This window comes from Yimella lutea, assembly GCF_006715095.1.
Classification (GTDB): Bacteria; Actinomycetota; Actinomycetes; order Actinomycetales; family Dermatophilaceae; genus Yimella; species Yimella lutea.
In genome coordinates this window covers 2,008,253-2,032,065 of sequence record NZ_VFMO01000001.1, presented here as the reverse complement: position 1 = coordinate 2,032,065, position 23,813 = coordinate 2,008,253, and the positions used below count along the sequence as shown (strand labels likewise).

The following is a 23,813-nucleotide window of genomic DNA, read 5'->3' as shown; positions in this document are numbered from 1 at the left end:
ACGTTTAGCTGGTGAACGGCCGACCGTTCATCATCAGGAACACGAGGCCGCCCAGCCATCGGCGCGCGGCGGTGATCGATTTCAGCACCAACGGGTCGGCCTCGGTCAGCTTCTGTCGCTGCACCGGACGGGAGCCACGGTGCTTGTCCAGGCGGCGGGTTTCGTACAGCGACAGCACCGCGGCGATCGTCGTACCGTGCTGGACGAACAGGTCGACGGTCTGACCCGCACGCCACGACGGGAGGATCACATCGCGCAGCTCGTGCACGGCCCCGATGTGCGCAAAGCTGTCGGCCGGCGTCCGCAGCCACCCGTACGGGACGCTCAATGCGGTGTCGAGCAGGTCGAGCACCTCAAGTGCCGGCGGAGCAACGGGTGTCGCACGCGAGGTGATGTCAGCAAGAGCGGAAGTCGTCATGTCCTGACGGTGCGACACGCCTGTCAGCCGGGCCAATGCGACGATGTGTGATCGAGACGGTCCGCGAATCGCCGGACAAGCTTCGCCTCGGTGGCGGCGTCCGCCTCCGCGAAGTCGCGCTGGTTGTTGTAGTAGATCCTTTCCTGATCACGATGGGTGGCGCGGTTGAACACGAGCTCGTGCGTCGCCTGGTGGATCGAGTAACCAGAGCACTGGTAGCTCATCCGAGCCGCGCGACCGTAGATGAACGCGGGCTCCAGCGCCTCGAAGAAGTGGACGGAAGGCCTGGACGGGTCGCCCGCAAGGACGACATATCCCGGCGTCCGGATCAGGTCATCTCGGGTCGTCCGACGCGGAAGGTGCTCGGTGACGACCAGGTAGATCTTGCTCATGCGCGAACGGTGCGACGGACCAATAACAAGCGGCCCCACACAGTGTGTGAGGCCGCCGAGGTAGGTGCACCGGTCCAAGCCCGGTGCTCAATGCATTCAGTATAGCCTGCACCCCATGACTCAGGCCACCACCCTCCAAGACCTCATCGGTCCGGCGAGAAGCGCGCCGTACCTCATGGCGACCCACGGCGACCCGAAGTTGGCCGCTGTCCTGTACGCGTGGGGTGTGGAGTTGGCCGGCGCCTGGCACTCACACATCAGTTATGTCGAGGTCGCTGTACGCAACGCGATTGACGTCCAGCTGAAGCAGTGGAACGGACAGCATGGAGGCGGGCCGGAATGGACGGCACCAGGCAAAGCCGGGTCACTACTGCACAAGATCATAGGCAGTGCGATCGCCGACGCACGGAAGAGCGCCGGGAAGGAGGCGGCGCGGCGCCCGACCGGCCATCCGCGTTACGGACACCACCCCACACACGACGACGTCGTTGCACAGCTGATGTTTGGAGCGTGGTCCCGTTTGTTGATGCTCCCCCACCCCGACCCCCATGTTCGCCAGAAGAAGCTGTGGAGTCAGGGTCTGTGCTCAGCTTTCCCCCAAGGGCTCTCCACCGATTCGGGACGTGAAACTGCGGGACGGCAGTTAGAGTCCCTTCGCTTGCTGCGTAACCGAATCGCGCACCACGACAATCTGCTGGGGGTCAACACCATCGGGCACCTCAACAGTTCGCTGTCACTCCTGTCGAAGATCGACTCGTCCTACCCGGGTCTCGTGATGTCCCGCAACTCACTCCGGCGACTGGCGCAGGAAGACCCGCGGCGCTTCTGATCCAGTCGCGAACCGTCAATGGGCACCCCTCGTACGGCTCGCCGTGGGCGCAGTAGAGACCGGCCATCTCGGGCCAGTCCAGCTGCCGGCGAAACCGGGCGTCGCGCGAGGTGGTGTCAGCGAAGACGGAAGTCGTTATGCCCTGACGGTGCGACGCGCGGATCGTCTGCCCCGTCGCACCGTGGGGTCATGCCCGAATGCGGCACCTGTTCGTTGACATGACCCCATAGCCGTCGGATGGATCCTGGCGGAGACCTGCGATCACCAGCGCGACCGGTGGTCGAGTCGATCGAAAGCGAAGCTGAAACGAGCTGTCGGTGGGTATCGGCGAGGTCACGAAGTGTCTGCCCCGCGCACGCGGGGATGATCCATCAGTCGCCTGAGCAGGCTGGTTCGGTCATCGCGAGTACGTCGGTACGGAATCTTTGGGACGCTACGACGGACGGACGGGAAGATCGCCCGCCGGCGAATCACAGACCGTCCGTCGTCCCCTGCCCGTATCGGCGTTGCAGGTCAAGGTAGACGGTCTTGCCCAGTGCTTCGAGCAGGAGCTTCTCAATGGCACCCTTCTCGTTGAACAGTTGCGTCATGCGGGTCTGCGAGATGTTCGTCTCTACGACCGCCAGGGTGAGAGCGTCACGCAGGGTGGGTGAGATAAGGAACTGATCCTCGTTGTTGGCCACTGCCTGCTCACGCAGATCCTCGTCGGATTCCATCGCTGCGATGACCGAGTCGATCCACGACATTTTCTGGTGGTTCGGGATGTCCGCGGCGCCACTGACCTCGTTGATTCGCTCGATGACTTCGTCGAGCAGCACCATCCGGGGGTCGCGAGACTTCTTCGACCCGGCGGCCGTCGTTGTGCGCAGCGGGACGACCTCTCCTTCGCCCAGGTCGATCGAGTGCTTGCCGGTCTCCTTCTGCATGATCTGCACCAGCTCGACGTCGGACAGGTCTACCCGTTCCGAGGTGTCCGAGACGCGAAGGTGCGGGACGAGCAGCCGGCAGAACACCGCGTGCTTCTCGACGTCGGTGTCTTCGAAGTCAAGGATCTGGGACAGGAAGTCATACAGCCGGACGTAGGTGCCGATGTCCTTGCGGAAGGTACTCAGCTCATCGACCGTGCACTTGTCCTTTGTCGCGACCGCCGTGTTGTACCGCGCCACGAACCGCTGCTTGATCGGCTGGATCGCGCCGGCCAGAGCGTTGTTGCCCTTCTTCAGCACGAACGCCTCCACGACCGCGTCGAGCTCCTCGGTCGAGTAGATGCCCGCCGTGTCGAGCTTGGTCTGCAGGTCATGAATCTGGTTCGGGTCGGTCGTGGCGACGATCCGCGCCTCTTCGTAATACGGCTTGAACGCGGCCAGGATCTCCTCTTCGTTGTTCACGAAGTCCAGGATCATCGTCTTCTTGCCGGGCACGAACCGGTTGAGCCGCGACAGGGTCTGCACGGCGGTCACGCCGGACAGTTGCCGGTCGACGTACATCGCGCACAGCAGAGGCTGATCGAACCCGGTCTGGAACTTGTTGGCGACGATCATCACGCGGTACTCGTCCGTGTTGAACGCACCCCGTAGGTCTTTCACCCCGGGGTTCATCGTGTGCTCAGTGAACGGTCCAGGACCGGTCTTCGGGTCCACGACTTCGCCGGAGAACGCCACCAGGCTCGTGTAGTCGGTGTAACCCATCTTCTGGATGTAGGCGTCCATCGCGGTCTTGTACCGCACCGCAGCCTTGCGGGAATCGGTGACGACCATCGCCTTCGCGCGTCCGCCGAGGAGCGGCTTCACGTTCGCCTCGAAGTGCTCGATGATCACCTGAACCTTCTGCGCGATGTTCGTCGGGTGTAGCTTCACCCACCGCATCAGCCCCTTCGTCGCAGCAGACTCGTCCACGAGTTCGCCGTTGCTTTCGATCCGCTGGACCGGCTGCATCTGCCCACCCTGGACCTTCTTCGCCAACTCGAACGCGGTCGAGTAGGTGGTGTAGTTGCGCAGCACGTCGTGGATGAAGTTCTCCTCGATCGCCTGCGCCATCGTGTACGTGTGGAATGGTCGCGGCAGCCCGTCGTCACCCTCCGTCCCGAACATCTCGAGCGTCTTCGCCTTCGGAGTCGCCGTGAACGCGAGGAAGGAGATGTTGTGCGTGTCCGCCTTCGCCTTCGCGTCAGCAGCCAGGATCGCTTCGACATCGACCTCTCCCCCGTCCTCCAAGTCGGCGGCCTCCTGATCAGACAGCACCTGCTTCAGCTTGGTGGCCGTCTGACCGGTCTGCGATGAGTGCGCCTCGTCAGCGATCACCGCGAACTTGCGGCCCGCCAGCGCCTTGTTCTCCTGGATCGCCTCCAGGACGAACGGGAACGTCTGGATCGTCACCACGATGATCAACTTGCCCGAGGACAAGGTCTGCGTCAGGTAGGCCGACTTGGAGGTAAACGACTTCTTGGACGCCTCCGCGCTCGAGATCGTGGCAACCACCCCGGCCTTGGATTCGATCTGCTTGATCGCCTCCTGCAACTGCGCATCGAGCACGTTGCGGTCGGTCACCACGATGACCGTGTCGAAGACCTTCTCGTTCTGGTCGTTGTGCAGTGTCGCGAGGCGGTGCGCCGACCACGCGATCGAACGGGTCTTGCCCGACCCGGCCGAATGCTGGATCAGGTACCGCTGACCGGCGCCGTTGGTACGGGCGTCGTTCACGATCTTGGTGACGGCGTCGAGCTGGTGGAACCGCGGGAAGATCAGCATGTGCTTGGTGCTGACCTGCCCCGTCTTCTCATCAGTGCTCTTGGTGGTCTCGTAATGGATGAACTTGCCGATGATGTCGAGCCACTGGTCCCGCTGCAGCACATCCCGCCACAGGTACGTGGTCGCTGACCCGCCATCCTCATCCGGGCCGTTGCCTTTGTGCCCGTCGTTGCCACGGTTGAACGGCAGGAACACCGTCTTGTCGCCGGCGAGCTTCGTGGTCATCCACACTTCATCGTTCGACACGGCGAAATGCACCAGGGCACGCGTCCCGAACCCCAGCAGCGGTTCGCCCGCCGGTGGGCGGTCCTGCATGTACTGCGTCTTCGCATCGCCCACGTTCTGGGTGAAGTCCGTCTTCAACTCCAGGGTGGCGACGGGGATGCCGTTCACGAACAACACCAGGTCGATGCTGTTCTGGTTCTTCGTCGAGTAGTGCACTTGCCGCATCACCCGCAGCCGGTTCGCCACGTACCGGGCGTTCACCGTCGGGTTGATCGCCTGCTCCGGACGCTTCTGCATCAGGGAGAACGACGCCGGCGTGTCCTTGAAGCCGCTCCGCAGCACCTGCAGCGACCCGCCGACGGGCTGCCCCTTGTCGAGCAGCGTCGCGAGCCGGGTCAAGATGCCGTCACGCGCCTTCTCCTGAGCCTGCGCAGACATCGACGGCTTGACCTTCTTGGCGAGCTCCTCCGGTTGCGTGTCCTCGAGCCAGGCGAACACGTCCTCCGGGAACAACGCGCGCTGCCGGTCGTACCCGTCATCGTTCGGTGAGTACAACCACCCGTGCGCGGCAAGGTGCGCACACAGTTCGTCCTCGAACGCCTTCTCGATCACCTGGCTCACAACGCATCCCCCTGGCCCGCCACGTCAATCTGACCCGTCACCGCAGCCGTGATCAACGCTGACCGGCGCTCCCGCGACAACTCGATCATCCGCTCCGTCTTCGCGATCAACTCACCAATCCTCGCCGTCTCCCGCTCGAGGTACGCCACGATTTCCTGCAGTTCCTCGCCGTCTGTAGGCCATGAGACGAGCAGTCGTCCGAGGGCGTCCTGGGTCAGTTTTGGCTGGGCCGATCCTGTGACGAAGGGGGCGACGTCGAGTGATTCCACCCGGGCCGCCCAAAACGTCGGGGAACCGACCTTCGGTCGCATCACATGCGCGTGATTGTTCACCCAGTAGCGGCCAGAGGCAGTGAAGGCGATCGGTGACGAGCGCAGTATCAAGTTGGCACCGTCCTCGCTCACCAGCAGTAGTTCTTCATCGAAGAGGAAGTCGTCAACGTAGTCAATGACTCCGGACGCGCCGTAGTAGGGAAACTCACCGCTGCGTCCACCCCGCTCTTCGGCGCTGAGAGGGATTCGACGCCCGTCGAGTGACGTCATGGCCCTCCGGAGTGGCTGCACTGTCCAGCCGTCCGGAACGTACCCAACGGGGTTATCCGGGAGCTCAGTTCCTTCACGATTGTGCAGGCCGTACGTCACTGCCCGTTGGGTGATAGCCGCCCGTCGTTCTTGGAGGCGGGTGATCAGTTCGGTTTGCTTCTCGATGAGCGCGTCGATCTTCGCCGTCCCCCGATCCAAGAAGTCCGCGATGGCGCATTGCTCGACGAGCGTCGGAAGCGCGACACGAAGACGTCGGTACCGGCCAGCGCTGAAGTTGTCGATCGTCGACCGAACGGCGCCTACCGAAATCTGATCCCAATACGGCTGTGACTGCATCCAGTAGCCCATGAAACGCCGAGAGACGCCGGGCTTCGGTCGAAATCTGACTAGGAACCCTGCGTAGCAGGCTCGCCCCCCGGGGAAGGTCACGCTCTTCCCGATGGTTGCACCGGCTGCGGTCATCAAGAGATCGCCTGCCATCAGCATTGCCTTGGCTGCGACGTCAGGCGGCTGCGAAGCAAAGGTGTCTGTTCGGAGCTCCCGTGGCCCAGCGATGTCGGTCGTTCTGATGTAACGCGGCCACTCTGGCTCATCGTGCTCTCCCGAGAGGCCGAGTCCGTTTGTGATTGGAATCGAAGACAGATGTCTCAGGGAAATCTCTTTCCACACAGGCTTGGTCACGACTCGACCGCCTGCAACAGCTCGATGATCTCGGCGGTGAGCTGGTTCAGTTCGGCGTCGATCTCCTCGAGCGGCCGCGGTGGCACGTACTTGTAGAACAGGCGGGTGAACGGGATCTCGTAGCCGATCTTCGTCTTCGACTCGTCGATCCACGCATCAGGGACGTGCGGCTTCACCTCGCGCTCGAAGTACGTCTGGATGTCGTCGCGGAACGGCACCAGCTCCGTGTCTCGAAGGTCGGTGTCCGGTTCGATGACGCCCTTGGCGTCAGTGCAGATGTCGGCTGCCTCGTCCCGCTCACCGATCGACTGCCACAGCGCCTTGATCACCGGTGTCCCGACGGTGGTGCCGGCGGCCTTGATCGCCAAGCGGAGCGCCTTTGTGAACTCGTCCCGGTTCGTCCACACCTTGCCGGTCAGGGACAGCAGTGCCGTGCGGACAGCGTGCTGGTCGGACTCGTCCAGCTTCAGCACCGGCTTCAGCGCGAGGGCCGCGTCCATGCTCTCGGTCGTGACTTCGAAGCGGAGCCGCAGCGGTTGCTCGACGGTGATCTCCCAGTACCCGAAGTCGGCCGGCCGGAGGATCTTCGACTCGTCGGTTTCGGCGAAATCGTCGTACAGCTTCACGATCGCTGCCCGGTCAGCCTCACCGATCTCACGGTTCTTGCTGCCGAGGTTCTTGCGCAGCTTCTGCCACCGGGCCGTGCCGTCGATCAGCTGGATCTTGCCGCGCCGCTCCTTCGGCTTGTGGTTGTCCAGAATCCACACATAGGTCGCGATACCGGTGTTGTAGAACATGTTGGTCGGCAACGCCACGATGCAGTCGACCAGGTCGGACTCGATCATCCACCGGCGAATCTCCGACTCCCCCGAACCCGCGCCGCCGGTGAACAACGGTGACCCGTTCAGGACGATGCCGGCGCGGCCACCGGAGTTCTCGACACCTGAGGTGGCGGGGCGCATCTTGCTGGCGAGGTGCTGCAGGAACAGCATCTGACCGTCGCTGATCCGCGGCAGGCCAGCATCGAACCGGCCCTGCCCGAGCTCGTGCTCCTTGCGGACAACGGCTTCGGCGGCCTTCCAGTCACCGCCGTAGGGCGGGTTGGACAGGCAGTAGTCGAACCGGGTCTCATCGTGCCGGTCGTTGCGCAGCGTGTCGCCGAGCCGGATCGAGTCGACGGCCTGGCCCTTGCCGATCATGTCGGACTTGCAGACCGCATACGACTCCGCGTTCAACTCCTGACCGGCAAGGGTGACCTTCGCCTTCGGGTTCATCGTCAGGATCGCTTCCTCAGCGACCGAGAGCATCCCACCTGTCCCGGCGGTCGGGTCGTAAATGCTGCGCACCACACCGGGTGTGGCGAGCAGTTCGTCATCGGCCGCTAGGACGAGGTCGACGATCAGCCGGATCGCGTCGCGCGGCGTGAAGTGCTCACCAGCGGTTTCGTTCGATGCGGTGGAGAACTTGAAGATGAGGTGCTCGAACACCTCCCCCATGTCGGCGTTCGACACCGTTTCGGGGCGCAGGTCGATGTCGGAGAACTGGTCGACGATGAGGTAGAGCCGCTCGTTGTCGTCGAGCTTGTTCACCGTCTTGCTGAACTCGAACTTGTCGAAGATGTCGGCGACGTTGCTCGAGAACCCGGTCACGTAGTCGATCAGGTTGTCTGCGAGGTTCTCCGGGTCACCGAGTAGCGACTGCAGCGTGTAATCGGTGCGGTTCCAGAAATGCAGCCCGTACTTCTTGCGCAGCATTGCCGCCAACACGTCATCATTCGGTGTCTTCGCGACGAGCTCGTTGATCGCCTCGCGCTCGTCAGCCAGGACGCACTCCATCCGGCGCAGGATCAGGAACGGGAGCGTCGCCGTTCCGTACTGCGCTGGTTTGTAGACGCCCCGTAGCTGGTCCGCAATGTTCCAGATGAGACCACCTAGTGCCGACATTTCGTGCCTCTCGTTGATGCTGTTTCCCGATCGGGAGCGGGACAGAGAGAGGTGTCAGCCAGCGTGGCGACACTGGTGTCGTCCGCATTCTCCATGCCCAAGCGACCAAGATAGTCCGCGTTCCGTGCGGCGGTTCGAGCACTCGGTACCGCTCCCCGCTGTTTGCGCCCAGTTCCGTCGTTTCGCCCTCTTGACCCGAGTGGTCGTACCGGAACCGTGCGACGTGCCCTAGACCGTCTGGCGCGACCGTAGTGCGACGACGCCCGCAGCACGTTCGAGCGCTCCGGTCAGCCACGTCTCGTGCGCGAAGTTGTCCAGGTTGAGTCGCTCGAGTGCGACCACTTCGCGTACCGCGGCACGGGCCAGCTCGGCGAGCTCGCGGATCGACAGCGAAATGCGTCCACCGGACCAGATCGGTGCCAGATCCGGGTTGTCCCGAAGCACCGTTGCAGCGGCGTCATCCCACGATGCACCGGATGGTCCGAGCGAACCACGGCGCTGATCCATCAGGTGACGCTGCGCAGAAAGCAGCACCGCGGCAGCCGTGATCTCCTCCATCTCGGTGCGCAGCGGGAAAACGGACAGCGCAGCGCCGGAGCGGACGGAACGGATCAGGGCTGCGTTGACATCCTCCCCACGGCTGAAGCCGGGGGATTCCAGGGGGCTAGGGAGCGACACTGCGCCGCCTGCCTCTGGCGGTTGACGCGGTGGTGGGCGTACCACGGTTGCGTCCAAGCCCCCGAATGTCCTCGGGTTGGGTGCCGACCCCGACCGTAGCCAGGCCACGGCCCAGGATGTTGCCGGCGGCGTTGGTGTCCGCGTGACCACTCCAGCCGCATTCGACGCAGACGAACACCGCTTGGCTCTTGCGGCTTTGTGCTGCGACGTGCCCACAGGGGCAGGCGCGGGAGGTGTTACGCGGGTCCACGAAGACCAGGTGGCCTTCGGGAAGTTTGTGTCCCAACCGGGTGGCGAACGTCCCCCAGCAGGACGCCAGGATCGCCTTGTTGAGTGCGGACTTTGCGCGGGCACCGTTGCTCAGGAACGAGCCGTCGTTGTCCGGGTCGGGTTTGGGTGACGGGCGTTTGGTCATCCCGACGGTGTTGAGTCGTTCCAGGACGACTAGGTCGTAGGCGCGCGCGACCTGCGTTGTGGTGGTCTCGACCCAGTTCGTGCGCCGGTCGGTCAGGCGTTGCCGCATCCGGGCGAGTTTGTTCTTGGTGACCTGACGCCGGTTCGAGCCGGGGTGTTGCCGGGACAGTTGTCGCTGCAACGCCACAAACCGGGCCTGCTCGCCACGGGTGAAGCCGGGGATGTGCTCGAAGCCCCCGTCGCTGGTGGCGATCGTGTTCGACACGCCACGGTCGATCCCGACGACGGCACCGGTGCCGGTGACGATCGGTGGTGCTGGTGGGGTGGTCAGAGCGATGTGCCATTGGCCGTTGTGGAACGTCACTCGGGCGCTGGTCGCCGCCTGAACCTCGGGCCAGGGTCGGGTGGTGATGACGGTGACCGGACCCACCTTGGGCACAAGCACGGTGGCTTTACGCCGGCTGATCCGATGGATCGTGAGGTCTCGGATGACGAACCCCTGCCGGGAGTCGCTGGCTTTACGCCAGGTCGGACGCTGCTTGTGCCCGCCGAAGAACCCGTGGACGGCCCGGTCGAAGTCCCGCAACGCTCCTTGGTGCACCACGCTCGACCCGGCCCGCAACCACCCGAACTCGGACCTGGCCTCGGTGAGCTGCTTCATCCGGACCGCGTTGTTCGGGACCTGCACGCCTCGGGACGCCTTGTCCGGCCGGTACAGGTTCCATTGCTCCAAAGCCAGATTCCACACGTATCGGGCCTGGGCACAGTGCAGCATCATCGCCTCGGCCTCAACCGGGGACGGGTACATGCGCTGCCGGATGGACATGCTCCAACGGTGCGACGGAGCTGACAATCGGGGGTCGTTACCTGCGACAGGGCGGGACTAACCCCACGGCTCAAGTCGGGGGCCCGCGTCCACGCCATTCCGGTCAGTGGGTCGCAGGACATGTGCGGACGGTGCGACGCGCCAAGCGCACTCAGCCTTCGTCCAGTTCATCGACGAGCTGCTTGAACTCGCGCTGGTGCCGTCGGGCGAGTTCGGCCTGACGGCGAAGCTCGGGTGGGATGCGCGTGCCGGGCGTCTACCGTCCGATCCAGTCGGCGTGCGCCAGGATCGCCGCGGCAACCGTGATGCGAACATCCACGGTGGCCGAGGATGACTTCAGGAGACTGAACGCCTCATCGAGACACGAGCCGACGTACACCTCGAGTGAGTCGATCGCTTCGTCGTCGGGGATCTCGGCCACCATGCCAGTCCCGCCGTGGATCGCGTCATCCAGGATGAGGGTCGCCGCCACCGCGGTGTCGATGCCGTTGACGTCGGCTCCGGCGAGCTCAGACTGAGCCAATGCCGTCCTGCGCATCAGGTGGTGGTGCCGGACGATCTCGAACAGTACGTCGCGCTGCGTCGAGGAAACCGTCGGGGTCTCAGACGCAAGGACGGAGCGGTTCACCAGGGCGGCTGCACCCAACGCCATCTGCAGCGCGTGGGTTCGGCGCCGGGGGTCATCGGTGACCGGTTCGGTGCCGCCGACCAGACCGTCGATCAGGTCGCTGGCGTACTGCACCAGGGCGTCATGGTCGCTGGTCATCAGCCGGCCACCTGTTCCAGCGGCGGGCGGCGCAACCGAATCTTTGCGCCGGAGTGCTCGACGATCAGTGCGGCGAGTTCGCCGCGACCCTCGGGGTCGTTGATCTCCAGGTCGAGCATCTCAGCCAGCAATGGGACCAGCTCCATGATGAACCGCACGAGTGCACGGACAGCCTCGTCGGCCGGCACGAGTGAGACCAGTCCTCTGCCGCCGTACACCAGGTCATCAAGGATGGCGGTGGCCGTGGTGATCGAGTCGTAGCACTCGTCGCAGTAGTCCTGCTCGACGAAATCCTCAAGCGCGTCCCGACGGATACGGTGATGCTCGGCCAGCACCCGTTCACCGACCTCGGACCAGGTCGGATTCTTGAACGGGGTACCGAACATTATGTTGCGTGCCCTGTCGTGCAACGCATTGTTCCGGGTCGCCAGGACTGTTGCTCCCCAGGCCACCGGACGCACTAGGTCGAGTACCGCAGCAACGGATGGCGCGCCGCAGACACGGAACTCGCCTCCGGTCGAAGCGGCTTCCAGTGCGGCAAGGACGAACGACGGGTTGGCCTGACGAGAACGCATGCCGGCACGGTGCGACGCGCCTTCCGAACGGACTCAGCAGGTTCCGAGCGCGGTATTGAGCGAGGTCTTGTCAGCGCCGGTGATCGGCAGCGCGTACTTGGCGGCGACGGCGGTGTACTTGACCGCGTACGAGCAGGCGTAGGCCTTGTTCACCGGCATCCACTCCCCCGGGCCCTTGTCGCCCTTGGATGAGTTGGCAGGGCCGTCGGCGGCGAGCAGGTTGGCTGTCGTGTCGTTGGCGAAGTTGATCTTCTTGTCCAGCGGCCAGTACGCGGCACCGAAGTCCCACGCCCTCGACAGCGGGTAGATGTGGTCGACCTGCACGGCACTGGCATTGGTCTTCGTCCAGTTGATGACCCGCCCGGTGTACGGGTCCGGGTTGAGAGTTCCGGACTGCACGACGCATCGGCTGCCGTCGCGCATGACCACCTTCGTCATCTGCGCCTTGAGCACGTCGTCGCGGGTTCCGCAACCGTTGTGCCCGGTCCCACTGATCGTGTTGTCGTCAGTCCAGGCCGGACCGAAGGAGCACCCCTGACCGGTGCCGCAGCCACGCTCGTAACCGGGGACGTCCGGGCGCGCCGGGAGCACCTTCAGACCGGACAGCTGTTTGAGCGCAGCATCACGCTGCGCCGTGCTGACAGACCATGACGGAGCGACCGTCGAGCGTGTCGGGTTCGGTTGAGCGACAACAGAACCCACCTTGGACCCGCCGTAGCTGACCAGTGCAGCCAGGACGAGGATCCACAGGACGAAGTCCCCCATGTCGGGACCGGCGGACTTCTTACGTGATGCGGCCATGTTCGTACGGTGCGACGTCCCGCAGCCGCCTACGCCGGGTCCGGGGATTCGCGTAGTGCAGTCATCCGCGCCTCGCGCGCCTGACGACGGATGCGTGCCACACCGAGCTCGTCGCCGCGCGCGGTGGCTGCGTTCAGCAGCACGGTGTCCGCGACCGCAGCCGTCCAGTGCTCACGGGCGTCACGGCGGCTCAGACCGGAGCGAACCATCATCCGGATCGCGCTGGCACGGGCCAGCTCCATCCCGGCGCCCATCTGGGAAACGGACTGCTGAGCGAGTTCGCGGGCGGCGTCGATCGCTGCCTCGACGTCGGTGTTCGTGCTCTGGACGGACATGGTCACTCCTGCCATCCGGGGACGGTGTTGTGCAGGTAGGCGGAGACGTCGTAGCGGTCCTGACTCCATCCGGCGTCGCCGCGCTCAAGGAGGTACTCCTCGCTGAGCGAGAAGCCTCGGTTGGCGTCGTACTCGAAGTGGTTCATGTCGGTTCCGCTGGAACGGACGGTGTTGCTGTCGAAGACGTCGCGGCCGTCCTGGGCGAAGACGACCTCGCCGTTCTCGTGAACCTGCGCCGGGCCTTCGGACAGGTCGCGGTGCCTGACCCCGTGGCGGTACCAGGACGCGCCCTCATCGTCACGCCACGCCGGGCCACCGTCGCCGCGGTGCAGTCGATCCGTCGCATCGCGCCACTGGCTTGCACCGGTGGCGAGGTTGTAGACGTGGGCTCCGCCGCTCGACAGTGGGATCCGTACCGCGCCGAGCCGGTTCGGCTGCAGCGTCGTTCCGTCATCCAGGCGAACAGCAACGGACCTGCCGTTCTCGCGCACAACCTCGAAGTCGGGGTCGTAGGTGTCGGGCTCGACGTGGTCGCCGGTGATCTGGCCGGACTGCTTGGTGTGCGCCGCATCCCGCAACGCGCGAACCGCTCGCGCTGCCACAGGGCCGATCGGCTCCAGGCCGCGTGAGGGTTCGGCAGCCACATGGCCGGCGAAACGGCCCTTGGCGTCGTGGATAGCTCCGGACGGGTCAACGGTGGACATGCCAGATGGAACGGCGGGGCGGTTCGACATGCCTGGACGGTGCGACGAAGCCCGCCGGGTGGTTGCTCTGCCCCCGGCGGGCTCCGTCGGTTTCAGCGTACGTGGACCGGTCGCCGAATCACTCCACGAATCACTCGGCCTCGTCCGTGTCGGCGACGCCATCTTCTTCGCCGTACCCGCCGAGCAGCACCCGCAGCGGCACCGGGACACCGTTGATCGCGTTGCCCCTAACGTTGTAGCGCGCCGTGATGCGTTCCGAACCGTCGATGTTCTTCTGGCGGCTCCACTCCGTCGAACACATCCCCTCCGACCAGCACGAACTCCAACTCGAGTGGTGCTTCTGACCCGCCGGGATGTTGGTCCGGTAGAACCGGGCCGCGTTGTTGAACGCCTCCTGGGGGTTGAAGAAGATGTGCGGTTCGCCGTTACGCCAGACCAACCGGCCGATCGTCGGCCCCTGCGGATCCCAGCGGGTCTTGTCGTCGCTGCGCATCCGCCACCCGAGACGGCTGTTGGTGTCCACCGCCATGCCGGCCCAGTCCGAGGTCGGCGGGACTTCGGTCATCGGCGGCATGCCCTGCGCACCGAGGATGTGAAAATGACCAGCCGACAGTCCGTCCTGCAGTGACTCCATGAGTTTGCGTCCGGGGATCGAGTGCGTCTGCGCCTGGAAGTTGGAGTTCACCACGTCGATCAGGTCACCGGACAGCTCTTCGATCTTGTCGAGCGTCTCGATGGACACCTCCACCTGCTCGGCGAGGTCACGCAGCACCTCCAGCCCGAGCATGAGGTCTGCGGCGATCTCCGAGTGACGCGTCGCTTTGCCCTTGTCGTCGGACTCGCCTGCCATCCAGCGACCCGCATCGTTCTGGCACTGCTTGAGGCGCTGCTTCCACGCCCTGATGACGCCGGACCAGCCGTCGTAACTGGCTTCGACGGTGAGCATCTGCACACACGCAGCGACGATGTGGTTGGCCGCCAGGGTGTCCATGTTGAGACGCTCAAGCTCGCCGGTCTTGTCCCGGCCACCGAGGAAGTTGCGTTCACCGGTGTTGATGTGGACGACACGGTCCATTTCGGAGTGCGACACCAGTGAGTTCTCGGCCGTCACCACGAACACGCACCGCGGCTGGTTCAGCTGGCGGCGGGTGCCGTCGGAGAACATGCGCCGGGTTCCGGTGCCGTTGAAGATGGACCGGATGATCGCGCCGATGCCGGCCTCTTCGCGCTCAGCCTTGCGGGCATCCACTGAGGGTGCCTGGTCATCGGCCACCCAGATCGGAGTCCGCGCAACGACGTCCTCCATCGAGTACTTGGTGTCTGAGGCGCTACCGGGCAACTGGGACTGGAAAGCACCGGGCTCGTGCTGCCAGAACGCCATCATCGCCTTCGCCGTCCACGACTTACCGCCACGCGGCGGACCTGCGAGCAGGATCGAGGAGATCGGCCGGATCGGCACCACGGGACGAATCGCGGCAGCGATCGTCAGCGCGGCGACGCCCTGCTTACCCCACACTCCCCCGGTGTAGACGGAGATGACTTCCTCGATCGCGGCGCGCACGAGCTGCTGATAGTGCTCATCGTTGCTCGCCGGGACCAGGTTGAGCCCGAAGGATGAAGTTCCGGGGATCATCGCCGAGGTGACACCGGCGACGGTGTCCGACTCCGCACCCAGCGGACCTTCAGCCCCGAGCACGTCGTTGCCGGCGATGAAGACTGGTCGCCCACTGGTAGTCGGGACCCAACCCATGTGGTTCCACACGTAACGGTTGATCGTGTCCGGTGACCGGTGGCGCTTGATCGCCGCCTGCCACTTCTTGTCCATCGCGGTCCAGTCCGGGCAGCGCGAAACCGACACGGGAACCTTCCCGCCGCGCATGTGCCAGCGGTCCGGCGGCTCGGTGAGCAGGTCCGAGGGTCCGGTGACCGAACCGGTCGACTTCTGCCCGTCCGCGTTCTTCCACGAGATCTCGTAAACGACCTCGTCCTTGATCGAGGTGTCGACGTACGCCTCGTTGAGCCTTCCGGTGGCAAGCTCATCGTCACCCCATGCGGCGTACTTCGGAGTGTCGATCGAGACCAGGCGCCCGGACATCGGGTACTTCGGCACCCACTTCTTGATCGTGGTGGCTCCGTCGACGTCGACGTGGAACTCCTCGACCACGCAGTCCGTCTCGTTCACCCGCAGAGTGCCGGGCAGGAACTCCTCACCGGCGTCCGGAGCGTCGGGCAGCTCGGCGAGTTCGGTGTCGATCAGGTCGTTCCAGGACTTCCCACCAGCGAAGTAGTCATCCACTCCGGCCTTGTCGACATCATCCAGGCTCGGGTCGAGGAAGGCGACGCGCAGAGCCTTCTTGGATTCGAGGAAGCTCTGCAGGCGGTCGGCCTGCTTCCAGACGTTGGAGTTGCTGGCGACGTCTCCGTCGAAAGCGACGTAGACCGGCTTGTTCTTGAACGACAGCGACTCCCATTCGGGCTTGCCGTGCCAGTTGCCGACGCCGACCACCGAGATGATGAGCAGCTTGTCGGTCAGGGTGTCCATGATGTCCCGCAGGCGGGTACGGGACCCGGACGGGTCGTACTCGGACAGGTCCTTGAACGACACACCGCGGTCGAGCAGCCACGCGGTCAGCGCGGACAGTGCCTTGAGCTGACCTTCGCAGATCATGATGCTGGTCATGTCGCGGAAGTAGGACGACGGCGTTGAGGGGTGCACACCGAGCACGGTGTCGCCACCGCCGACCATCATGTACTTGCCGAATCCGGCCGTCGGTCGCTGGGGACGCCACTGTCCGAAGGTGGGCTGCGGCTCGACGCCGGCACCGATCTTGTCGTGGGCGGCGGCATGCGCAACCTCGTCCATCCGGAACCAGGGCATCGCCATCGCCGGCAAGCTCGCCTTGAGCTGCTTCCATGAGGCGTGTCGCTTGTCAGGCTTCGACGCGTCCTGCTTTGTCATGCCCACGCGCAACGCGGCCGCGCCGTCGTCGAGGTTCTTCTCGGTGATGCTGAACAGCCCCGCGGAGGCTGCTACGAGCGGGGCGATCGCGGAGCTGGCTACCTTCGCTGCGTCGACGGGATCAAGGCCGGGGTAACTCTCCGGGGTCCACCCGGCGGACGCGTTTGCTGACATGGCGTCAACGGTGCGACGCTTCGCACGAACGCGTTACTGCCGACGGTCAGCTGGGCCTGCGTCGAGCACCGTGTCAGAAGTCGACGTCTTCAGCGATGATCGAGTTGTCCGCATTGCGTTCGTCGATGCTGGCCCAGTCGAAGACATGGGCCTGCGTCGAGCACCGTGTCAGAAGTCGACGTCTTCAGCGATGATCGAGTTCTCCGCATTGCGTTCGTCGATGCTGGCCCACTGCGCGCCGAGGTCGCCGCCGTCGGCCAGCGTCGTCGCCAGGATGGACCAGCGTGAGACGACCTCGACGACGTAGCTGTCGTCGGTGGTGCCGAGCCAGCTGCGTCTGCGCGCGGCGACCCATCGGATCGCTTCAAGTCCGTCCTCGGCAAGTTGGCGGCCCTGTCCCTGCGGTAGTCGGCGGCGACTGCCGATCTGGATGACGGCGGCGACCTGTTCCTGTTCGCTGAGGTCACCTTCGTCTGTGTCGCCGGCCAGTGCAGCCAGTGCATCCGGGGCGCGTTTGTGTCCGAGGGCTCCTGCTGCGACGGCGTATGCGGCTCCGGGCGACAGGGGTTGCGCGAAGGCGGCCAGGCCTGTGTCGATCTCGGGGTGTGCCATGACCTGTCCGGCGACGTCGAGTGCGTCGGTGTAGGTCCCGAACACTCTGCCTGTGACGCCGACTGCTCCGTTGTCCAACGGCGGGTGCGGGCCGAAGCTCGATGCGCCCCAGCGTGCGGACAGGTGCCGCCACGGATCGGAGCCGGGGAGGGTTGAGATGAGGTCGCTCAGGACACCGCCGATGAAGAACGCGCCCCAGCGCGGGCGGGTCGTGATGAGGGCGACCATCTGGTCATTGAGGTGCTGCCGGTAGCGCAACGGGATGAGTGGGTCCGTCAAAGTGAACAGCCATCGCACGCCAATGTCGTGCGGGGTGTATGCGCCCGGTTCTCCGACCACGATGGTTTCTGCCTCCATGTCCTTGCCTCACCGATCCGGTCCCCCACCGCCAGGCGGACGGCCGGGTCAGATGGTTTCACATCCACCGTTGGTCAGACCGGGTGGATCGCCGCAGCTACTGCAACGGATGGGTTCGTTATCTCTCCAGTGTGCCTCGTGTATGACCGCGCCGGAAAGACCTTTGAAGAAAGCTCGCTCCGAGCATTGACTTTCCACCATGTTGCCTGTAGAACGCGCGCGCTACGCGGTACCGGGCATGCCCGAACAAAGTTAGACATCCTATGCACCTTATCGACCGGCATGGTCAAGACATGGGGTACCCCTTCTCCCATCGTGTGCGCGCGCCCGCGCGCGCGTAGGGGTAGTCGGCAGTGTGTGGCCTGCGTCACATTCGGTACTTTGGGCCATCTTGAGCCGAAAACAGGGCTGTTTCGTCCAAAATGAACCCCTCCGCAGCCCTTGTGTTCACGGGTTGGTTCAAAATCTCCACCCACGTTTCTGCAGGTCAGAGCCGGAAACCCTACTACTACTACTACTTTTTGATCTTTTGTACGAGGTTAGTAACGGTATAAGGGGGTACCTCCTATATGTATGGTTGTTTTCGGCAAGTAGATATATACGAATCACCCCTATAAGCACTACGTGCGCGCTGTTCAAAAGTACAAATCCTCGAACTTGTACCAATCAAACCGCCGCTGACCTGCGGAAACGTGGGGCGAAACTTTGACCCAACCGGTGACCACGATGAACAAGGCGCCTGCACGCATCCCCGGATACCCGCGCAATGGCGGTGTTTTCTGAGGTTCAGCTCGTTGTTCACTGGAAAGGCGGCTGGAGACCGATCGCGTCGTCCTCTCTCGACGTCTCACATCGTGGACGCCTTCCCGGAAGCTACCCGGACACCCGGACCACCCTCGCAGCTGGAGTGCTGCCCACCCATTGCCACGTCCTGTCGCGCGAGGGTGCTCCGTCCTTCAGGGCGGAGGTGAATCGCGCTGGGTCTCGGGCGGCTCTGTGCAGTGGAGCGTCCGCGCCGTCGCACCGTGAGGAGTGACAGGTTCGGTCCATGGTGGAAGGTGGTGAGGGATGGTGAGCACGACGCGCGCGTTCGTGTTCCGGCTGCGCCCTACCGCCAAGCAACAGGTGCTGTTGCGGGCGATGCTGAACGACCACCGTCACCTGTACAACGCCGCGCTGCAGGAACGCCGGGATGCCTGGGACACCCGTACCAAGCGCGGCATCACCGATCCTAAGGACCAGTTCGGCAAAATCGGGTTCGCGATCCAGTCCGCGCAGTTGCCGGCCATCCGCGCCAGTGACCCCGACCAGGCTCGGTGGTCAGCCACCGGCCAGCAGCAGACTCTGCGGAAACTGAACAAGTCCTTCGCCGGCTTCTACAGACGGTGTCGGGAGGGTCAGACCCCCGGATACCCGCGCTTCAAACCCGAGAAACGGTGGGACTCCGTCGAGTTCCGTGACGGTGACGGCGCCCGGTGGGACTCGGTCCCGACCGGCCGCGATGACTCCCGCCGGGTGTACCTGCAAGGCGTCGGGCACATCAAGACCAGCACCCACCGACCCATCAGGGGCACGGTAGCCACCATCCGGGTCAAGCGCCAGGGTGACCACCGCGCCCATACCCGTTGGGTCGTCATCGTCACCTGCAACAACGTCCCCCTGAAGGTGCTGCCGCGCACCAGCCGGGTGATCGGGATCGACATGGCCACCGGCGACAACGGACTGGCCTACACCAGTCACGGCGACCGGATCGACAACCTGCAACCGCACAAGCACGCTGCGCAACGGTTGACCCGGTTGCAGCAGCAACGATCTAAGACCAGGCGTGGCTCGATGCCCTACCGCGACCTGACCCGGCAGTTGGCTCGGGCGCACGCCAAAATCGCCCGGCAACGCTACGACCACCATCACCAGGTCGCCGCGCGACTGGTCGCCAGCTACGACATCATCTGCATCGAAGGATTGCCGGTGGCGTCCATGACCCGGCGAGCGAAAGCCAAACCTGACCCCGACGCTCCGGGGGCGTTCCTACCGAACGGGGCTCGCGCCAAAGCCGGGCTCAACCGATCCATCCTTGACGCGGGTTGGGGACAGTTCATTGCCATCCTGAAAGACAAGGCAGCATGCGCCGGTCGTCAGGTCATCGTGGTGAACCCCGCCTACACGTCACAAACCTGTGTCCAATGCCAACGCACGGACCCGGCCAGCCGGTCGGGCAAGGTGTTCTACTGCACCGGCTGCGGACACTACGACGACGCCGACATCAACGCGGCACAAACGATTCTGTGTGTGGGGACTGGACTGGTCCCCGAGCAACCCACCCGGGCTGCTTGAAGAAGCCCCCGCCTTCAGGCGGGGGAGAAGTCACAGGAACACGACCCTGACCTCGGGGTAGGTGCGTAAGTAGTAAGTGACATCACTCGCCTCGAACCAACGCGTGTGACCGCCGAACCGCACACCACCCAAGGAGTCCACCCGCCGTGTCCGATGACCTGTTCGCCGATCACGACCCGCGACGTCGCGTCGCCGGCCGTCTCGCGCCCGTCCTGCTGTTCGCCGGCGGCGCCGGTGGTTTGGGCAACACCAGCCTCGCCATCTGTACCGCACAGCTGGCCGCGACCCTGGGCAAGATGGATCGTGTCGTACTCATCGACGCCGACCTGACTCGCTCCGACGTTGCCACCATCCTGCGTGCACCCGCGTCCCTGCCGACCACTGCCACGGTGGCGATCACCGGTGCGATCGACCGCGCCTTCCTGGCACCGGGCACGCTCAACGCCCACCGCCCCGCGCACGTCCCGGACGTCAGCTTCCACGCCGTCCTGCTTCCCAGCGACCCCTCTATCCGATCCGACATCACCCCGCACCAGATCACTCAGATCGTCGAAGCCGCGCAGAAGGCCGCCGACCTCGTCGTGGTCAACCTGGGCCCGGCCGACCCGCGTCCGGGGTCGCTGGTCAACCAGATCGTCCTGCCTCTGCTGCGTCAGGGTGCCTGGCTCTCCCTGACCACCGAGCCTTCCCCGACCTCGCTCGCGAACACCGAACAGTCGCTGCAGTTCCTGACCGACGCAGCCGGGATCACTCGTGACCGCTTGTCCGTCGTCGTGTCCCGGCTGTCCGATGCGGTCAAGCCCGACCAGGCCGCTGCGTTCACCAAGCGTCTGTCCAAGGTGGCTCACCCGATGGGGTCGATCGAGGAGAACACCAAGGTCGGTGCTGACCTGCGCTCCGGCTCATTCCCGTTGCGCGGCCGTTACGTCTCCCCTGTGCTGGCTGGTCTGCTGCTGCGGGTGACCGGTCGCCCGGAGTTCGAAGAGACTGCCGCCGTCAAGGACGCCCCGCGCAGCGAGGTTGTCATCGACGAGGAGAACGACGTTCCGGTCGCCGTGACCAGGGCCACCAAGTCGCGTCGAATGCCCTGGAAGAAGTAGGACACGTCCTTGAGCACCATGATGCCCACCCACATCTCGAGTGCCCGCGACTGGCTGGCGATCCCGCTCACCGGAGCTCTCACCGCTGCGCTGGCGCTCGTGCCCGGACCGTCCTGGCTGCCGGTGATCGCCGCCGTCCTGATCGCACTGGTCGTCTCGGCCGTGGTCGTCTACCGGATGCGCCCCGTCATCGAAACCGGTGTCAACGTGCTGGCCGTGCTGACTCTGCTCGGCCTGGCACTGCTGTTGTCCGCGCCGATCCTGTTCGTGCCGTTCGCTCTGGTCGCGCTCGTAGCCCGCACGCTCGGGCTGACCGACCGGGTCATCGGCGCGGACGACGTCCCGGACGAGCAGGGTGCACCACTGGTGTTCCCCGTACCGGCCCACACCCCGGACGACGGACTGGAGGACTGATGTCCCACGGCCTGTCCGAGATGAACGACCTGGCCCGGATCATGCACGACATCCGGGTCGGTGAAGCCATCGAAGCAGCGGACCTACCCGACGGTCCGTTCGCCGTCCTGCCGACCTGGTGGATGCTTCCGGCCGACATCGGCCGCAAGTCCCGCCGCAGCGACGGCGAGAACGCCTTGGTCCCCCACCGGCTTCAGGGACCGGTGCTGCTCAGCGGCAATCAGCCGGCCGAACTGACAACCGCTTCGTTCGGCCGTGTCGATTCCTTCACGTCCGTCCTCGAGCCCACCGCCCGAGCTGTGCCGACGTGGTTCACTCACACTGACCCCACCGCCACCGACCCGGTGCGTCAGCCGGCGAGTTCCATGCCTGCGCCTGACCTCCTGCTCGCTGCGCGCGCCGCCCGCTGGCAGCTCACGGAGATCATCGAGGACAAGGTGCGCCGCACGTTGACCTCGCATGCCACAGCGACAATCGCCGCGGTGCGCGATGCCTCGATTGCCTACGGTCGGCGAGGAAGCACCCCGCACGGGCACCTGGACGAACAAGCCATCCAGGACGCAACGACCCGATTGGCTTTCGGCGACGACTCGAACGAAGGGTTGGTCACGCACGTCATTCGGACCTCGCTCACCCAGTCCTTCTCCGGGGTCGAGCCGAGCCTGTGGTTGACGCGGACGGTCAACGCTTCCGCCAAGCAGTTCGTGCGTCAGTGGCTGTCCGATCCGGTCGAAGGGCCGAAGGTGCGCGCCGCGATCATCGCCGGCGACCGGTTGGACGCCTTTGGCGACACCTTGATCCGCCGCTCCCTTGAGCCGGAGCTGGCACGGGTGTTGACCGCGGACGCCTTCCCTGACGACGACGACCCGCGCCACTGGATCACGTCATGAGCCGGCGCATCGTCCCGATCCCGGAACTGTCGGCCGCCCGCGACGCCGCCCGGAGGATGAGAGCCGCCTGGCTGGTGGGTCTGCATGAACGCAAAGCGGCACCGATCGACCTCATCGGTGCAGCCTCCCAGCCCGGCGGGAAACCCCTGCGAGCCGTGCGTCTGACCGAGCTGCTCTCGGTGCGCCATACCCCCGGCGAACGGAACCTTCGGCTTGCTCTGCTACGTCGTGGCTTGTCGGTCCCGAGTGGACTACTCGACAAGTCGCTGACGGTTGGTTGGCTCCTCAAGGGAGGTACTCGTCCGCATCACCGCCTGGCGGCATTCGTGGAGGCTGAACAGATGACAGGGCTGCGCGAACGAGAACGCACGATGACGACGTTCCCGTTCGTCTCAGACGACGAAACGCTGGCCGAGGTTTGGAGGGGGTCTTGGTGAACGACGCCATGACCGGCAAGGGGTACAACGCTGTGCCCGATGATGTCCTGGATGCGCCGGTCGACGCATTCCAGGAGTTCGCCGAACTCGACCAGGCCAGCAGGGTCGCGAACGTGGAAGCGTTCATGCTCGGGCACCTGCCAGACCTGAAGCAGATGGCTCGCAAGGTGGCACTGGACGGCCAGGACTTCGACGACGAACCGTTGTCCTCGGTCATGGAGGCCACCGTCAAGATCTACCACCGCACTGACGCGGAGTTGTCCGGAGTGCGCAGCTTCCGCGGCTACATCGTCCAGGAGGCCAAACGGCGCCAGCAGGAGAGCCGGCGCTCGTCCCTACCCAAGGGAGCCAAGAACGTCGACCGGGTCTCGATCGAGGTCAACAAGACCCGCGACATGCTCATCCGTGAGCTCGGTTTTCCGCCCACGCAGGATCAGCTCATCGAGCGGCACAACGCGCGGATGCGCCAGTCCCGCAAGGATCCGGCGCGCTCGGGGATGATCTTGGATCACTCGCGCCTGCGCGAGATGGAGGAGATCACCAACACCACCAAGTACGCCGGCGTGCCGGTCGAGACTCACGATGGGATGGTTGCCAGCCAGGAGAACATCATTGTCATGCAGCACCTGATCGCCAAGGTGATCCGCAGCTGCGAGAGGTTGTCTCCGGTGCTCGGGCAGGTCGCCCAGATGCGTCTGGACACCGACATGGCTCTGGGTGGTGACCGCTGGAGCGACAAGGAGATCGCCAAGCGTCTCGAGCTGCCGGTCTCCTCGGTTGAGGCCATGTGTGTCCAGGTGCTGCAGGAACTGGTGGACGAACTCGATGAGTACGCCCGTTTCGAGGCAGGCGATGACTACATCACTGGCAACACCGACCGGCGCGAATCTGACATCACGCATCCGCCGTTCGGCCACAGCCGGGTCTCACGCCAACCGGCGCAGACCGACTCGACCGACCCGATGGGCGGGACCCCGGACGACCCGTGGGATGCCTACGACGACCCTCCGGACTTCGATCCGACCCCCTGAGTCCTATG

The 23,813-nt window shown here is 64.8% G+C and carries 21 protein-coding genes; 7 read left to right on the top strand and 14 right to left on the bottom strand.

Annotated features, from left to right (window positions below):
* Positions 1–4: 4 nt before the first annotated feature.
* The gene (locus FB459_RS09725; protein WP_141928335.1) at positions 5–418 is read right to left on the bottom strand and encodes a hypothetical protein; all 414 of its coding nucleotides are present in this window, start codon (positions 416–418) and stop codon (positions 5–7) included.
* A 23-nt stretch (positions 419–441) separates the two neighbouring features.
* Positions 442–810 carry a hypothetical protein gene (locus tag FB459_RS09720; RefSeq protein ID WP_141928334.1) on the bottom strand — a complete coding sequence of 123 codons (369 nt, stop codon included), beginning with the start codon at positions 808–810 and terminating at the stop codon, positions 442–444.
* 115 nt (positions 811–925) lie between these two features.
* Between FB459_RS09720 and FB459_RS09715 the strand changes: the two genes are divergently transcribed.
* A complete protein-coding gene (locus FB459_RS09715; RefSeq protein WP_141928333.1) occupies positions 926–1,639 on the top strand; it encodes a hypothetical protein in 714 nt (237 codons plus the stop codon).
* 470 nt (positions 1,640–2,109) lie between these two features.
* Here FB459_RS09715 and FB459_RS09710 read toward each other — a convergent pair whose 3' ends face one another.
* From FB459_RS09710 to FB459_RS09655, 12 genes are all read right to left on the bottom strand, one after another.
* A complete protein-coding gene (locus FB459_RS09710) occupies positions 2,110–5,232 on the bottom strand; it encodes a type I restriction endonuclease subunit R (RefSeq protein ID WP_141928332.1) in 3,123 nt (1,040 codons plus the stop codon).
* On the bottom strand, positions 5,229–6,455 hold the full coding sequence (locus tag FB459_RS09705; RefSeq protein WP_141928331.1) for a restriction endonuclease subunit S: 1,227 nt from the start codon (positions 6,453–6,455) through the stop codon (positions 5,229–5,231). The genes FB459_RS09710 and FB459_RS09705 overlap by 4 nt, the downstream gene beginning before the upstream one ends.
* A complete protein-coding gene (locus FB459_RS09700) occupies positions 6,452–8,398 on the bottom strand; it encodes a type I restriction-modification system subunit M (RefSeq protein ID WP_141928330.1) in 1,947 nt (648 codons plus the stop codon). The genes FB459_RS09705 and FB459_RS09700 overlap by 4 nt, the downstream gene beginning before the upstream one ends.
* A gap of 228 nt (positions 8,399–8,626) precedes the next feature.
* Positions 8,627–9,076: a hypothetical protein gene (locus FB459_RS09695; protein ID WP_141928329.1), complete on the bottom strand. Its 450-nt coding sequence runs from the start codon at positions 9,074–9,076 to the stop codon at positions 8,627–8,629.
* On the bottom strand, positions 9,063–10,316 hold the full coding sequence (locus tag FB459_RS09690; RefSeq protein ID WP_141928328.1) for an RNA-guided endonuclease InsQ/TnpB family protein: 1,254 nt from the start codon (positions 10,314–10,316) through the stop codon (positions 9,063–9,065). Before FB459_RS09690 ends, FB459_RS09695 begins: the two co-directional genes overlap by 14 nt.
* 256 nt (positions 10,317–10,572) lie before the next feature.
* Positions 10,573–11,082: a hypothetical protein gene (locus FB459_RS09685; protein WP_141928327.1), complete on the bottom strand. Its 510-nt coding sequence runs from the start codon at positions 11,080–11,082 to the stop codon at positions 10,573–10,575.
* The gene (locus FB459_RS09680) at positions 11,082–11,657 is read right to left on the bottom strand and encodes a hypothetical protein (protein ID WP_141928326.1); all 576 of its coding nucleotides are present in this window, start codon (positions 11,655–11,657) and stop codon (positions 11,082–11,084) included. The genes FB459_RS09685 and FB459_RS09680 overlap by 1 nt, the downstream gene beginning before the upstream one ends.
* Before the next feature lie 33 nt (positions 11,658–11,690).
* Positions 11,691–12,458 carry an HNH endonuclease family protein gene (locus tag FB459_RS09675; protein WP_211345168.1) on the bottom strand — a complete coding sequence of 256 codons (768 nt, stop codon included), beginning with the start codon at positions 12,456–12,458 and terminating at the stop codon, positions 11,691–11,693.
* A gap of 29 nt (positions 12,459–12,487) precedes the next feature.
* On the bottom strand, positions 12,488–12,793 hold the full coding sequence (locus tag FB459_RS09670; RefSeq protein ID WP_141928325.1) for a hypothetical protein: 306 nt from the start codon (positions 12,791–12,793) through the stop codon (positions 12,488–12,490).
* A 2-nt stretch (positions 12,794–12,795) separates the two neighbouring features.
* A complete protein-coding gene (locus FB459_RS09665; protein WP_141928324.1) occupies positions 12,796–13,527 on the bottom strand; it encodes a hypothetical protein in 732 nt (243 codons plus the stop codon).
* A gap of 100 nt (positions 13,528–13,627) precedes the next feature.
* Entirely contained in the window at positions 13,628–16,630 is a 3,003-nt protein-coding gene (locus FB459_RS09660; RefSeq protein ID WP_141928323.1) for a hypothetical protein, read from the bottom strand.
* 168 nt (positions 16,631–16,798) lie between these two features.
* Positions 16,799–17,599, bottom strand: coding sequence for a hypothetical protein (locus FB459_RS09655; protein ID WP_141928322.1), 801 nt, complete (start codon positions 17,597–17,599; stop codon positions 16,799–16,801).
* A gap of 1,068 nt (positions 17,600–18,667) precedes the next feature.
* Here FB459_RS09655 and FB459_RS09650 point away from each other — a divergent pair.
* The 6 genes from FB459_RS09650 (at position 18,668) to FB459_RS09625 (ending at position 23,805) form a co-directional block, all read left to right on the top strand.
* Positions 18,668–19,933 (top strand): RNA-guided endonuclease InsQ/TnpB family protein, encoded by a 1,266-nt coding sequence (locus FB459_RS09650; RefSeq protein ID WP_141928321.1) that lies wholly within the window; start codon positions 18,668–18,670, stop codon positions 19,931–19,933.
* 146 nt (positions 19,934–20,079) lie between these two features.
* Positions 20,080–21,033 carry a CpaE/TadZ family protein gene (locus FB459_RS09645; RefSeq protein ID WP_141928320.1) on the top strand — a complete coding sequence of 318 codons (954 nt, stop codon included), beginning with the start codon at positions 20,080–20,082 and terminating at the stop codon, positions 21,031–21,033.
* Positions 21,034–21,042: 9 nt separating this feature from the next.
* Entirely contained in the window at positions 21,043–21,447 is a 405-nt protein-coding gene (locus FB459_RS09640) for a hypothetical protein (protein ID WP_141928319.1), read from the top strand.
* Complete coding sequence (locus FB459_RS09635; protein WP_141928318.1) at positions 21,447–22,337, top strand: hypothetical protein; 891 nt, start codon at positions 21,447–21,449, stop codon at positions 22,335–22,337. The genes FB459_RS09640 and FB459_RS09635 overlap by 1 nt, the downstream gene beginning before the upstream one ends.
* Complete coding sequence (locus FB459_RS09630) at positions 22,334–22,774, top strand: hypothetical protein (protein ID WP_141928317.1); 441 nt, start codon at positions 22,334–22,336, stop codon at positions 22,772–22,774. The genes FB459_RS09635 and FB459_RS09630 overlap by 4 nt, the downstream gene beginning before the upstream one ends.
* Positions 22,771–23,805, top strand: coding sequence for a hypothetical protein (locus FB459_RS09625; protein ID WP_141928316.1), 1,035 nt, complete (start codon positions 22,771–22,773; stop codon positions 23,803–23,805). The genes FB459_RS09630 and FB459_RS09625 overlap by 4 nt, the downstream gene beginning before the upstream one ends.
* Positions 23,806–23,813 lie beyond the last annotated feature (8 nt).

Coding starts and splice junctions, on each gene's coding strand:
- FB459_RS09660 (WP_141928323.1), bottom strand. CDS start 16,630: ATGTCAGCAAACGCGTCCGCCGGGTGGACCCCGGAGAGTTACCCCGGC.
- FB459_RS09630 (WP_141928317.1), top strand. CDS start 22,334: ATGAGCCGGCGCATCGTCCCGATCCCGGAACTGTCGGCCGCCCGCGAC.
- FB459_RS09670 (WP_141928325.1), bottom strand. CDS start 12,793: ATGTCCGTCCAGAGCACGAACACCGACGTCGAGGCAGCGATCGACGCC.
- FB459_RS09675 (WP_211345168.1), bottom strand. CDS start 12,458: ATGGCCGCATCACGTAAGAAGTCCGCCGGTCCCGACATGGGGGACTTC.
- FB459_RS09680 (WP_141928326.1), bottom strand. CDS start 11,657: ATGCGTTCTCGTCAGGCCAACCCGTCGTTCGTCCTTGCCGCACTGGAA.
- FB459_RS09655 (WP_141928322.1), bottom strand. CDS start 17,599: ATGGAGGCAGAAACCATCGTGGTCGGAGAACCGGGCGCATACACCCCG.
- FB459_RS09685 (WP_141928327.1), bottom strand. CDS start 11,082: ATGACCAGCGACCATGACGCCCTGGTGCAGTACGCCAGCGACCTGATC.
- FB459_RS09635 (WP_141928318.1), top strand. CDS start 21,447: ATGTCCCACGGCCTGTCCGAGATGAACGACCTGGCCCGGATCATGCAC.
- FB459_RS09720 (WP_141928334.1), bottom strand. CDS start 810: ATGAGCAAGATCTACCTGGTCGTCACCGAGCACCTTCCGCGTCGGACG.
- FB459_RS09690 (WP_141928328.1), bottom strand. CDS start 10,316: ATGTCCATCCGGCAGCGCATGTACCCGTCCCCGGTTGAGGCCGAGGCG.
- FB459_RS09650 (WP_141928321.1), top strand. CDS start 18,668: ATGGTGAGCACGACGCGCGCGTTCGTGTTCCGGCTGCGCCCTACCGCC.
- FB459_RS09700 (WP_141928330.1), bottom strand. CDS start 8,398: ATGTCGGCACTAGGTGGTCTCATCTGGAACATTGCGGACCAGCTACGG.
- FB459_RS09715 (WP_141928333.1), top strand. CDS start 926: ATGACTCAGGCCACCACCCTCCAAGACCTCATCGGTCCGGCGAGAAGC.
- FB459_RS09665 (WP_141928324.1), bottom strand. CDS start 13,527: ATGTCGAACCGCCCCGCCGTTCCATCTGGCATGTCCACCGTTGACCCG.
- FB459_RS09725 (WP_141928335.1), bottom strand. CDS start 418: ATGACGACTTCCGCTCTTGCTGACATCACCTCGCGTGCGACACCCGTT.